The 12,705-nt window shown below is 62.6% G+C and carries 13 protein-coding genes; 5 read left to right on the forward strand and 8 right to left on the reverse strand.

The features are described from left to right. Positions 1–810, reverse strand: coding sequence for a transporter substrate-binding domain-containing protein (locus tag QEN71_RS08610; protein ID WP_201654715.1), 810 nt, complete (start codon positions 808–810; stop codon positions 1–3). 269 nt (positions 811–1,079) lie between these two features. Between QEN71_RS08610 and QEN71_RS08615 the strand changes: the two genes are divergently transcribed. Continuing rightward, positions 1,080–1,955 carry a LysR substrate-binding domain-containing protein gene (locus tag QEN71_RS08615; RefSeq protein ID WP_201654712.1) on the forward strand — a complete coding sequence of 292 codons (876 nt, stop codon included), beginning with the start codon at positions 1,080–1,082 and terminating at the stop codon, positions 1,953–1,955. Between the two features lie 19 nt (positions 1,956–1,974). On the opposite strand, the gene QEN71_RS08620 is transcribed toward QEN71_RS08615, so the two are convergent. Further along, complete coding sequence (locus QEN71_RS08620; protein WP_201654709.1) at positions 1,975–3,063, reverse strand: calcium:proton antiporter; 1,089 nt, start codon at positions 3,061–3,063, stop codon at positions 1,975–1,977. A 175-nt stretch (positions 3,064–3,238) separates the two neighbouring features. Then, a complete protein-coding gene (locus QEN71_RS08625; RefSeq protein ID WP_201654706.1) occupies positions 3,239–3,595 on the reverse strand; it encodes a BON domain-containing protein in 357 nt (118 codons plus the stop codon). Between the two features lie 366 nt (positions 3,596–3,961). Between QEN71_RS08625 and QEN71_RS08630 the strand changes: the two genes are divergently transcribed. Further along, on the forward strand, positions 3,962–4,594 hold the full coding sequence (locus QEN71_RS08630; RefSeq protein ID WP_201654677.1) for a DNA-3-methyladenine glycosylase: 633 nt from the start codon (positions 3,962–3,964) through the stop codon (positions 4,592–4,594). A 210-nt stretch (positions 4,595–4,804) separates the two neighbouring features. Beyond that, positions 4,805–5,131, forward strand: a complete 327-nt coding sequence (locus QEN71_RS08635; RefSeq protein ID WP_201654674.1) for a DUF4148 domain-containing protein — start codon at positions 4,805–4,807, stop codon at positions 5,129–5,131. Positions 5,132–5,394: 263 nt separating this feature from the next. Here the strand turns inward: QEN71_RS08635 and QEN71_RS08640 are convergent, their stop codons facing one another. Then, complete coding sequence (locus tag QEN71_RS08640) at positions 5,395–5,829, reverse strand: CBS domain-containing protein (protein WP_201654671.1); 435 nt, start codon at positions 5,827–5,829, stop codon at positions 5,395–5,397. 340 nt (positions 5,830–6,169) lie between these two features. Here QEN71_RS08640 and ribA point away from each other — a divergent pair, with 340 nt between their 5' ends. Beyond that, positions 6,170–6,817 (forward strand): GTP cyclohydrolase II, encoded by a 648-nt coding sequence (gene ribA, locus QEN71_RS08645; RefSeq protein ID WP_377791430.1) that lies wholly within the window; start codon positions 6,170–6,172, stop codon positions 6,815–6,817. Between the two features lie 100 nt (positions 6,818–6,917). Here ribA and QEN71_RS08650 read toward each other — a convergent pair whose 3' ends face one another. From QEN71_RS08650 to QEN71_RS08660, 3 genes are all read right to left on the reverse strand, one after another. Then, the gene (locus QEN71_RS08650; protein WP_201654664.1) at positions 6,918–7,463 is read right to left on the reverse strand and encodes a cysteine hydrolase family protein; all 546 of its coding nucleotides are present in this window, start codon (positions 7,461–7,463) and stop codon (positions 6,918–6,920) included. Between the two features lie 151 nt (positions 7,464–7,614). Continuing rightward, positions 7,615–7,902, reverse strand: coding sequence for a hypothetical protein (locus tag QEN71_RS08655; protein ID WP_201654661.1), 288 nt, complete (start codon positions 7,900–7,902; stop codon positions 7,615–7,617). Between the two features lie 257 nt (positions 7,903–8,159). Further along, positions 8,160–9,041: an NmrA family NAD(P)-binding protein gene (locus QEN71_RS08660; RefSeq protein WP_201654658.1), complete on the reverse strand. Its 882-nt coding sequence runs from the start codon at positions 9,039–9,041 to the stop codon at positions 8,160–8,162. A 192-nt stretch (positions 9,042–9,233) separates the two neighbouring features. Here QEN71_RS08660 and QEN71_RS08665 point away from each other — a divergent pair, with 192 nt between their 5' ends. After that, positions 9,234–10,124 carry a helix-turn-helix domain-containing protein gene (locus QEN71_RS08665; RefSeq protein WP_201654655.1) on the forward strand — a complete coding sequence of 297 codons (891 nt, stop codon included), beginning with the start codon at positions 9,234–9,236 and terminating at the stop codon, positions 10,122–10,124. 8 nt (positions 10,125–10,132) lie between these two features. Here QEN71_RS08665 and QEN71_RS08670 read toward each other — a convergent pair whose 3' ends face one another. After that, entirely contained in the window at positions 10,133–12,616 is a 2,484-nt protein-coding gene (locus tag QEN71_RS08670; protein WP_201654652.1) for a GcvT family protein, read from the reverse strand. Positions 12,617–12,705: the final 89 nt, after the last annotated feature.

Raw genomic sequence — 12,705 nt, forward strand, 5'->3', positions numbered from 1 at the left:
TTAGAGATTTTCGGGCAGCGGCGCGCGCAGCCACTTCTGCGAAATCGCGTTCATCGTGCCGTCCTTGCGGGCGCGCGCGATGGTCTCGTCGACTTTCTTCAGCAGACGCGGCTCGTTCTTGTTCAGGCCGACGTGATCGGGCGAACTGAACAGCGAGAACTTCTGCTCGGGATCGTTGGCAGGATGGCGCGCGAGGATCGTCGCGCCCACATCGTTACCGACGACCATCAACTGTACCTGACCAGAAAGAAACGCCGAAATAGCACCGTTCGGATCGTCGAAACGTTTGATGTTCGCCGACGGCGGCGCGATCTTCGTCACGCTCAGGTCCTCCAGCGTGCCGCGCGCGACAGAAATGCTCTTGCCCGCCAGATCGTTCGCGTCCTTCACTTTCAGCGACTTCGGCCCGAACACGGCGAGGTAGTAGGGCGCATAAGGCTGCGAGAAATCGATCACCTTTTCGCGCTCGGGCGTCTGGCCGACGCTCAGCAGCATGTCCGCCTTGTGGTCGGCGAGATAGGCCATGCGGTTGTCGCCCGTCACGGCCACGAGTTCGACCTTCGCGCCGAGCGACTTGCCGATCAGGTTCGCGACGTCGATGTCATAGCCTTGCGGCTTCATGTCCGGACCGATCGAGCCGAACGGCGGATAGTCCATGAACACGCCGACGCGCACCACGCCCGACTTCGCGATCGTATCGAGCGCGTCCGCATGCGCGGCCGGCGCGAAGGCGGTAAGCGCGGCGCCTGCGAAAGCGAGCGCGGCGAATGCGCGGGTGAAGCGGCGGCGAGAGAAAGCGGCGGTGGTCATCGGTGCATCCTTTATGAATGTTGGAACTGCGGTGAAGCCACTCTAGGTTTGCCAAAAACCTCGAACAATCGAAATCTGCGCATGGAAGCCATGCACGGCGCTCATGCCGTAGGGGTTCTCCCGAGGCAATTCATGTATGAGCTTTACGCATGAGGAGCGAGTGCGGCGAATTTTGGATCGCGTATGCTTGGGTCTTATCCCGCGCATGCACGAAAACAAAGCATGCACACGCGATGAATTTTCCTGATGCTACGACTCCGCGAATCCTCATGCGACGACTTCCGCCACTGAATGCCCTGCAGATCTTCGAGACCGTCGCGCGCCATCGCAGCTTCACGCGCGCAGCCGAGCATCTGTGTCTCACGCAAGGCGCCGTGAGCCGGCAGATTCTCGCGCTCGAAGACTACTATCAGTTCCCGCTCTTCAAACGGCACGCAAAGGGCCTGACGTTGACGGCGGAAGGTGAACTGCTGCTGCCCGCCGTCAAGGAGAGCTTTGCGCGCATCGAAGAGATTTCGCTGCGTCTCACGCGGCAACGCACCGATCTCGCGTTGAAGGTGCCGACCTGCGTGATGCGCTGGATGCTGCCGAAAATCATGCAGTTCCAGGCCGACTATCCCGATCTGCACGTGCAGATCACGACGACATGGCAGCACGACGTCGACTTCCAGGTCGAGCCATTCGATGCCGCGATCGTCTATGGCACGTCGGCGGGCGCGGACGTGCAGGCCGTGCCGCTTTTCGAGGAACGGCTCACGCCCGTGTGCGCGCCGCAGCTGTTGCAGGACAAGCCGCTTGTAAAGGCCGCCGATCTGTCGCGGCACACGCTGTTGCATCCGACGCGCGATCACCGCGACTGGAAGATGTGGCTCGATCACGTGGACGCGCGCGACGTCGATGCGAATCTCGGCCCGAGCTTCGATACGCTCGACCTCGCGACGAACGCCGCGTTACAGGGCTTCGGCGTGGCGATCAGCGATCTCGCGCTGATCGAAGAGGACGTGGCGGCGCAACGGCTCGTGCGTCCGTTCGATACCGTGCTCACGACGGGCGCGCGCTACTACTTCGTGTATCCCGACAGCGTCGCGCATCAGCAGAAGGTCAATCTGTTTCGCGACTGGATCGACCGCAACTGGGCGACGTGAGTATTGGCGTTTGTATCGATCAGGGCGCGAAAGAAAGAAACAGATACGCAGCGAACAGCGACAGATGCACGGCGCCTTGCAGAATCGTCGTGCGGCCGGTGCCGAGCGTGAGTGTGCTGATCAGCAGCGTCAGCGTGAGCAGCACGGTGTCCTTGCCGTCGATGCCGAGCACGAGCGGACGGCCCGTCCAGATGAAGACCAGCGCGACGGTCGGAATCGTCAAACCGATACTCGCGAGCGCCGAGCCGAGCGCGAGATTGAGACTGGTCTGCAGACGGTCGGCGCGCGCAGCACGCACGGCAGCGAGTCCTTCGGGCAGCAGCACGAGCGCGGCGATCACGATACCGACCACGGCGGCAGGCGCGCCCGCTTCGAGCACCGCGCGCTCGACGACGGGCGAGAGCACCTTCGCGAGCAGTACGACCGCGACGAGGCTCACCACCAGCAAGGCGCTGCTCGTCAGCGCGACGCGTGCGCTGGGCGGCTCGGCGTGCACGCTTTCATCGCCGGCACGGGCGTCGGCGAGAAAGTAATCGCGGTGGCGCACGGTCTGCACGAACACGAACACGCCATACAGCACCAGCGACGACACGCCCGCGAACGCGAGCTGCGAGTCGCTGAGCGCGGGGCCGAGCGCGACGCTCGTGTAGTTGGGCATCACCATCGTCAATACGGAAAGCGAGGCGAGCACGGCCAGCGCCGCGCTGGCGCCGCGAATCTGGAAGCCCTGCTCGCGATGGTGCAAGCCGCCCACCAGAAGACAGATCCCGACGATCCCGTTGCACACGATCATCACCGCGGCGAACACGGTGTCGCGCGCGAGGCCCGCTTTCTCCGGTCCCGCCGACAGCATTACGGAAACGATCAGCGCGACTTCGATCACCGTCACGGCGACGGCCAGCACGAGCGTGCCGAACGGTTCGCCGACCCGATGCGCGACCACTTCCGCGTGATGCACGCCCGCGAACACCGAGCCCGCCAGCGCAATCGCGGCGAGCGCCGTCAGCAGGCCGTTGCCGGGCAGCGCATAAGCGGCGCCGAGCACGATCCACGCGATGATGGGCGCTGCGATCGTCCAGCGGGGCAATACGGGCGATGTCGATGCCATGGGTTCAGTCCGTTTGTTGTTGTTCTTGAGATTAAACCAGCCGCAGAGGCGGGCGGTGTGACTGGCACGCAAAAAATGCACGCTACAAAGAAAAACACCGCTCCTCGCGACGAAGAGCGGTGCGTTGTCCGGCTATCGCGCCCACATGTGGACGCGAGCAGGCACTGCGGCGAATTTACTGGCCGACCGGGCGGATCGTCAGTGCGTTCTTGACGGACGTCACGCCCTGAACGCCTTGAGCAACCTGCGTTGCCTTGTCGACTTGCGGCTGCTCCGGCACCGAGCCCTGCAGCGTCACTGCACCGCTGCGCGCACGAACCGTGATGTTGGCAACGCTGAGATCCTTGGCCTTCGCCAGCGCGCCGCGGACCTTCTTCGCGAGTGCGCGGTCAGCCGACTTGGCTGCCTTCGACGTTTGCTTGGCGCTCGGTTGAGCCGTCATGTCGGCATCGCTGGCCTGAGCGTAAGCATTGACCGATGCGAGAACCACGAGTGCTGCACTTACCATCTTGATTGCCTGGATCGCCTTCATTCACTTTCTCCTGTTGTCATGATTTGCGACGGTGTCGCGCCTGAAACGCGCCCGGCGAACGGGTTCTTCACGCGCGATACCACTGCACTACCACTTCTTTACTTCTGGGATGAAAACGGCTGCGGGTTGTTCACGCACCGGGCGGCTTGCCGTTAGAACTGGCATGCCAGAGTCACCGATGCGGCTGGCTGGACAGTAACGATACCTCAATTGGTTCCACAATGAAGAAGAAGGGTCGCGGGGATGCGGCATTGCTACAACGGATCGATGCCAGTTTCACCATTCGACGTGCGCCGTGCATGGATCCGAGCGTCGCGTCATCATGCTGTACACGGTCCCGGCGCTGCGCCCCCGGCACATCTTCGCATGACGAAAACGACGCATTCCCTCGTTCCTCTACATCGCAACGATCTACCCGTCGATACGGTTGACCTTGCACGCTTCTTACTGGGTAAATACCTGGTCCACGATCTGCCCGAAGGGCGGGCCGCGGGGCGGATCGTCGAGACGGAGGCGTATCCCGTCGGCGATTCGACCAATCATGCGTATCCGGGGCGGCGCGCGTACAACGGCTCGATGTTTCTCGAGCGCGGGCACGCCTATGTACGCCTCACGTACGGCATCTACAACGTGATCAACGTGGTCAGCGAGCACGCAGGGACGGGCGCTGCCGTGCTGATCCGGGCGCTCGAACCCGTCGAGGGTATCGAGTCGATGCAGGCGCGCCGGCCCGGCACGAAGCCGCGCGACCTGACGCGCGGACCTGGACGGCTCGCACTTGCTTTGGGCATCGGCCTTGGCTTCGACGGCGCCGATCTTTGCACGGGACACGGCCTGTGGCTCGGCGCAACCGATCAGGCACAGACGCCGTTCGCCGTTACGACGCGGATCGGCATCGCACGCGAGACGCACCGGCTGCTGCGCTTCTATGTGCCCGGCAGTTCGTTCGTCAGCGGGCCGCGCAAGCTGTTGACGGGCGAGATGCCGCCATCGTCGTAACAGGCGCAGCGGCGTACCGACACTATTACGCCACGCTATCGGGAGTATTGACAGACGCTTGCAGCGTCGCCTGACTTTTGCAATGAGCGCAATTAAGTATCTCCGGAATAGGGGTTTCCCCTTAGTCGGCTGGTGGCTAAACTGGCTTCACTCGCTTCACAAACAGATGGCTGAAGCGCCTGACAAAACAACTTTCTGGAGGTAGTTACCATGAAATCGCTGCTCAAAGCTGTTGCCCTCGCTGCTGTTCTCGCCGTTCCCGCTGTGTCGTTCGCCCAGTCGAACCAGCCCGTGACCCGCGCTGAAGTCCGCGCGCAACTGGTCCAGCTGGAAAAAGCAGGCTACAACCCGGCGACGGCTGTCGACTCGACCTATCCGGCCGACATCCAGGCTGCCGAAGCGCGCGTCTCGGCTCAAAACGGTGCAGTGGCGCAAGCCCCCGTCGCCGATACGGGCTACGGTGCGTCGACCAACGGCTCGTCGCAATCGGGTGCGAAGACGCTGAACCCGGCGCAAGACGTGTACTTCGGTCATTAATCGATGATCGCAAACGGGCCGCAGTGTTCACGGCCCGGCATGCGCGGCTTCGGCTCGAACGTGAAGCGCGTGTGACAGACATCCAGACGGCGGCGCCAGCGCGGAAAGGGACGGAAAACGTTCCCCGTGCCGCCGTCCACGAAAGCATGAACCTCCGCCGCCGCAAGGTGGCTTAGCCCAACCTCGCGGATTGGGCTTTTTTTGCTGGCTTGCGGAGGAGACGTTGCGGCACACGGTTGCCGCCACGCTTTGCGCTCAGGCCGTCATGCGCCGTGTATGTAATGCTCGAGCTGCTGGATCGTGAACTGCTGCTCGGCGATGATGTTCTTCACGAGGTCGCCAATCGACACCATGCCGATCAGCTGGTCGGCCTCCAGGACGGGCAGGTGACGCATACGACGTTCCGTCATCAGCGCCATGCACTCGTCCGTGGTCTGCTCCGGGCGCACGAAGCGCACAGCGCTGCTCATGATGTCGCGTACGGGCGTTGTCTTCGACGAACGGTCCATCAGCACGATCTTGCGCGCATAGTCGCGTTCGGTGACGATCCCCGCGATCGCCCCGTTTTCCTTGACGATCAGCGCACCGATCTGTTTCTCGGCCATCAGCTTGATGGCGTTGTAGACGGAATCGGCTGCTTCGATCGTGTAGACGTCTTGATTCGGCTTCGATTTGAGGACTTGTGCAACGCTAGTCATGGAGCGGCTCCGTTTGCAGTGCAGCACGCCTGGCCGCGGCGCGCTGGGGTGAAGGAGAGGCACGTCAAGCGCAGATCAAGCGCAAGTCAAGTATAGGCGTCGACGACGGCTGCGGCGACGCTCGGTTCGCCTGGTTTCGTGGGGACTGGCACGCATGTCATGCGAATTGACGGTTTACTGTCGCAGCCGTCGGGCGATGCATCGGCGGATGCACCGGATTGCACCACGCGCACCAACGCGAAGCGGCTGCCAGGTACAATTCGCCGTTTAGCGGTAAACTCCGCTTCTGTACTTTATCCCCGGTCGTTCACGGGTTCATGTCCGCAATTCCGCTAATGCCATGCCCATGTCTCACGATCCGTCGCTAGCTGACGGCGCAATCACCGGCGAATGCGTCACGCTCGACGCGACCGCCATGCTTCCCACCCGCTACGGCACCTTCAAATCCTACGTGTTTCGCGTGAACGACTCGGGTGCCGAGCATTTCGCGCTCGTCATGGGCGATGTCGAGAGCAAACAGTCGGTGCTCACGCGCCTGCATTCCGAGTGTCTGACGGGCGACGTGCTCGGCTCGTATCGTTGCGACTGCGGCGAGCAGCTCGATCTCGCGCTGCGCTATATCGCTGCGGAAGGCTGCGGCGTGCTGCTGTATCTGCGCGGCCACGAAGGGCGCGGTATCGGCCTGTCGAACAAGATTCGCGCGTATGCGCTGCAGGAGCAGGGCCGCGATACCGTCGAAGCCAACCTCGATCTCGGCCTGCCCGACGATTCACGCGAGTACGACTCGGCCGCGGCCATTCTGCGTCTGCTGAAGGTCACGTCCGTGCGCCTGATGAGCAACAACCCGAAGAAGTTCGACTCGCTGTCGAAGCACGGCATTCCTGTTTGCGAACGTGTGGCGCTCGCCATTCCGATGCGCGAAGAGAACGAGCGCTATATCCGCACCAAGCAGGTGAAGTTTGGGCACTACTTCGAAGAGAACGAATAATAGAAGAACGTCTTGACGTGAGAGCGGCTACAGCAAGGCTCTCACGCATCAAAACATTGCCCGGCAACCGCGAAGTCTTCGCGATACCGCGCCGGGCAAATCAACCCACGAATTCCGCTGCAGACACCAGCTTCGCGTAGCCGAAGCGCAGTGCCGCCATGAACGCGGCATGCACATGCATCGCAGGGACGCGGACTCCATTGAATTCAAGGTCGTGTGTGGCGCAGGCGTCGTGAATGACGGTCGTCTGATAGCCGAGGTCGACGGCATGACGGGTGACGGCATCGATGCACATGTGGCTCATGTTTCCGACCACGACAACCTTCTCGATACCGCTCTTTTCCAGCACTTGCTGCAGGTCCGTTTCGCGAAACGGATTCATGTGATGCTTGACGATAACGCGTTCACCGGGAAGATTTCTGGTCTTCGGATGTAGCTGTACGCCTTCGGAATCCGGCACAAAAAAGGGCGCATTTTCCGCCAGTGTTACGTGCTGGATATGAACGACGAGGTCGCCATTCTTTCTCGCTGCCTCGATGACAGCACTCGCATTATCTGAAGCGGAATCGACTTCCGCCAATGTCCACTTGCCGCCAGCGAAATAGTCGTTCTGGATATCGACCGCAATAACTGCCTGGTTCGTCATGAAGCCTCCACCTTAAGTCAGAAGACGCGTCATGTCCGTTCGATGCAACGGAACGTGACGCACTGGAGACATGCTGACGGAGGAACGGAATGCAGAGAATGCCTGCCTGCAAGAAAACAGCATTCTCGTAGCGAGAAGAGTGAATCACACTTCACCAGCGACGGTAGCCTCTCTGCCAACCGTTGCCCTTTCCGTTGCTATAACCATAGCCGTAGCCGACAGGCGGCGCGGAATAAACGACGGGCGGCGGATTGGTCCGGTACACGTAAGTACCCGGCGCCCCATAAGCGCCCGGCGGCGCAAAGTGGGACTGGTAGGTTGCCGGCGGTGGCGGCGGAGGAATCGGCGTGTAGTAGCCGCCTGCATTGGCTTGAGCCAAAGCCGACGCGGGTAGACAGGCAGCAACAGCGATTGCGAGTAACGAGGTTGCGTACTTCATGATGTGAATTCCTGTCGGTTCATCAATTCGTTCCGACTGTGACGTCATTAGAAGCATAGTCGCTTTTAATAGCGTCAGAAGATCATGAAGTCGTCGTTGCTGTCGGGTATTGAGTTCAACAGTCGTTCCAGCCGATACCAGCCGAGTCGCGCGGCGATCGCAGTCATGAATACGTATAGCGTTCTGCGCAGATCAGGCTGCGTGTGAACGCTATGTGTCAAAGTGCAGCACTGCATGTGCAAGCTCCCGCACCCGTGTCACGCATTGACGGTTTGCGTCAACGCGGCAAGCGCATCGCGCAGCGATGTCGTGCCGAAGCGCCGCTCGGTGCGCGGATCCACGTCGATACGTCCGGCGTTCTGCGCATCGTAGAGATCCGTGATGAGCTTCGCGTGATTCGTGCTGAGTCCCGCGCGCAGCAGCGTCGCCGTCCATTCGTCGCGCGGCAACGCGAGTGCGGCGATATCGCGGCCCGTGGCTTCGCTGAAGGCTCGCGCGACATCATTCGCATCGTAACGGCTCGGACCTTCGATACTCACGATACGCACGCCATCTTCATCGCGCGCTTCGCTGAGCAAGTGCGCGGCGAGCACGCCGACGTCCTGCGCGGCCACAGTCGGAAATTGCCTGTCGAGGGAATGATGCAGACTCGGCAGCCGTCCCGTCGCGAGCGCGGCGGGCAGCACGCGCATCCAGTTGTGCATATGTTCCGCCGAGCGCAGCAGCGTGAGGCGCGGCACGTTTTGCTTGAACGCTGCTTCGAGCTCATGGAACAGCATCGTGATGCCCGTGTCTTCGTCCAGTTCGGCGCCATAGTCGGACAGCGCGACGACATGCAGATGCGGATGCTCACGCAACGCGCGCGCGGCCGTCACGATCATGCGATGCATCGCGCTGCCCGGATCGGGGTCGCGATGCGGCAGCGGACACAGCATCTGTACCGCATGCGCGCCGTCGAGCGCGCGATGCAACGAGGCTTCATCGTCGAGATCGGCGTGCACGGTTTCGCAGCCGATGCGCGTGAACATGTCTTGTTGTGCCTGATTGCGCACGACGGCGCGCACATCATGTCCCGCATGTCTCAATGCCGTCGCCGTCGCCCGTCCCACGTTGCCTGATGCGCCGAATATCACGTACATCGTCCGTCTCCTTGAATGGCATGCGGATAGAGCGTACGCGGCGGCACGGCATAAAGCGCGCATGAAAGGATGATCCGCAACAGATCCGGATGACGATCTGCGCGCCGCATTCGTGCAATCGAAAAACGGCCAGCACGTACGCGCAAAACGCAGCACAATGCGGCAATCGGATGACGGAACGAGGTGCTAGCGATGAATGCGGTTCTCCCTGCGTTAATGCCGCACTCCGGCGCGCGACAGAGCCTGCTGTCGAGCGCGTCGCTCGGCTGGTCGGGTTTCGGCGCGGAAATGATCGGGATTTCGGCGGGCACGCATCGTCTTCCGGCGATCGCGGAACATCGCGTCGGCGTGCATGTCGGCGCACCAGTTCGCGCGGTTTGTCGATGCAATGGCAAGCGCTCGGCACGCATCCAGGCGCACGGCGATGCCGACGTAGTGCCCGCGGGCCTCGATGGAGAATGGTCCGACGATGCCAACTGCACGGTGCTGCGCATCTGGTTCGCGAACGACTTCGCGCTCACCACGCTGGATCAGCTGGGCCTGCGTGCCGCGCGTGCGCAGATTCGCCCGCAATTCCAGCTACGCGACGCGCGCTTGCAGCATCTGGCGTGGGCGATGCGAGCGGAAATCGAAGCCGACGATGCCTCCGATCCGCTCTACGCCGAGAGCCTGTGCACCGCGATGATCGTGCGCCTTGCCGGCGGCGCCGCGATGCCCGACGACGGCAAGCGGCGTACGTTGTCGCCGCGCGCTGCCGCGCGCGTGATCGACTATATCGAAGCGCATCTCGACGAACGTCTGACGCTGACCGAACTCGCCTCGCTCGTCGAACTGAGCGTGCCGCATTTCAAGGTGCTGTTTCGCGAGACGATGGGCGTGCCCGTGCATCGGCATGTGGTGCAGCGGCGCGTCGAGCGGGCGAGGGCGCTGCTGCAGCAGGGACGTTTGAGCGCGAGCCAGGTCGCGCTCGAAGTGGGCTTTGCACATCAGAGCCACATGTCGCACTGGATGAAGCGCCTGCTCGGCGTGACGCCGCGCGACATCGCGCGCAACGAGCCTATGCGGCTGATCGTTGCGCGCTAGCGTGGGCTTCAGCTTTTGACGCGCGTCGAAGCGGGATCGTACGGGGCTTTCAGATGTAGCGTCGCGTTCAGCAGTTCGCCTGCTACGTCGATCTGATAGCGGCCGCTCTTGAGCCACGCATCGTCGAGCGCGGCGCCGTCTTCGCGTTTGACGTAGCCCATCGCGACGGGACAGCCAAGCGTATGCCCGAACGCCGCCGACGAGACGAAGCCAACGGCAACGCCGTCGCGCAAGATCGCTTCGCCGCCCCAAAGCATGTGATCGCTCGCGCCATCGGCGGTCAACACGATAAGGCGTCGACGCAGCGGTTCATCGCGTAGTCTCAAGAGCGCATCGCGTCCAACGAACGGCGTGTCTTTGTCGAGCTTGCACGCGAACGCGAGGCCCGCTTCGAACGGGTTCGTATCCGGCGACAGCTCGCGTCCCCACGCACGGTAGCCTTTCTCGATTCGCAACGAGTCGAGCGCGTAATAGCCCGCGTTTTTCAGGCCGAATTGCTTTCCGGCCGCATGCAGCGTCTCGTACACGCCGACTGCGAATTCGACGGGCACATACAGTTCCCAACCGAGTTCGCCGACATACGTGATCCGCGTCGCGCGCGCCGTTGCGTAGCCGATATCGACTTCGCGGCTCTGTCCGAATGCGAATGCCTCGTTGCTCCAGTCGGCCTTCGACACGCTCGCGAGCAGATCGCGCGCACGCGGCCCCATCACCGCGAGCACCGCGTACTGGCTCGTCACGTCGACGAGCATGCAGTGACTGTCGGGCGGAATGCGTTTGTCGATCGTGTCGAAGTCGCGCGTGGTTTGCGCGGAGCCTGTGACGAGCAGGTACTGATCGTCGCTCAAACGAGTGAGCGTGAAGTCCGATTCGTAGCCGCCGCGCTCGTTCAGCATGCCCGTGTAGACGGCCGTGCCCGGCGGCACGGCGACATCGTTCGCGACGATCCGCTGCAATAGCGCTTCCGCATCGCGTCCCTTGACGAGAAACTTGGAGAACGACGTCAGATCGAACAGCGCGACGCCTTCGCGGCATGCGCGATGTTCTGCGCCGCTCCACGGCAGCCAGTTCTGCTGGCCGAACGAGTAGTCGATGCGCGCGTCGGCGCGCGTCGGCGCAAAGAAGTTCGCACGTTCCCAGCCCATCTTGCTGCCGAAGCATGCGCCGTCGTCGCGCAACTGCGCATACAGTGGCGAGCGGCGGAACGGCCGCGCGCTGTCGAGTTCGCGATTCGGCCAGGGCATCGCATAGTGCAGCCCGAGCGTTTCTTTCACGCGGTCGTGCAGCCACGTGTCGTTGCCATTGAAGCGCGCGAAGCGGCGGATGTCGACGGGCCACAGATCCATCGTCGGTTCGCCTGCGACGATCCACTCGGCGAGCGCCATGCCCGCGCCGCCCGCCGACGCGATGCCCATCGAATTGAACCCCGCGCCGATATAGAAATTGCGCAACTCGGGCGCTTCGCTGAGCATGAAGTTGTTGTCGGGCGTGAATGACTCGGGGCCGTTGTAGAACTGGCGCACCTGCGCCGTTTCCAGCGCGGGCACGCGTTGCAGCGCGTTCTCCATCAGGATCTGGAATTGATCCCAGTCGTCGGGCAGCAGCTGAAACTCGAAGTTCTCGGGGATGCCGTTCATGCCCCACGGTTTCGCGTCGGGCTCGAAGCCGCCCATCACGAGTCCGCCCACTTCTTCCTTGAAGTAGATGTACCCGTCCGGGTCGCGCATCACGGGCAGGTCGGGATGCACGCCCGCAATGCGCTCCGTGACGATGTAGTAGTGCTCAGCGGAATGCAGCGGCACGGTTACGCCGCACAGACGCCCGACATTCTTTGCCCATTGCCCCGCGCAGTTGACGACGATCTCCGCGGCGATCGTGCCTTCGTTGCCCTGCTTGTCGCGCCACGCGACGCCGCTTGCCTCGCGGCCTTTCGCGGCGGGCCGCGTGTGGATCGCGGTGACGCGCGTGTTTTCGACGATGCGCGCGCCGCGCCGTCGTGCGCCGCGCGCCAATGCTTGCGTCAGATCGGTCGGATTTGCCTTGCCGTCGCCGGGCAGCCAGACGGCGCCGAGCAGGTCGTCGGTGCGCATCGGCGGCCACAGTTCGCCGGCTTCCTTCGGGCCGATCACGTCGCACGTCACGCCATAGGCGCGTGCGACAGCGGCCGTGCGCCGCAGCTGCGTCATGCGTTCGGCCGTCCTCGCCACCGACAGCGAGCCGCATTGCTTCCAGCCCGTCGCCAGCCCCGTATCGGCCTCGAGTTCGGCATAGAGCGCCGTCGAGTAGCGGATCAGCTTCGTCATGCTTTCCTGCGCGCGCAACTGGCCGACGAGACCGGCTGCGTGCCACGTCGTCCCGCACGACAGTTGCCCCTGTTCGAGCAGCACGACGTCCGTCCAGCCGAGCTTCGTGAGGTGATAGGCGACCGAGCATCCGATGATGCCGCCGCCAACGATGACGACGCGCGCCTGGGTAGGAAGAGGAGTGGACATGTCTGGCATCTCGCTAGAAATGTGGAATTGTTTCGTGGAATTGCGTGGAAATATGTGGAAGTGTGTTGCTGCGTACTTTGCCGTAAAAA

Source organism: Paraburkholderia sabiae (assembly GCF_030412785.1).
Lineage (GTDB): Bacteria > Pseudomonadota > Gammaproteobacteria > Burkholderiales > Burkholderiaceae > Paraburkholderia > Paraburkholderia sabiae.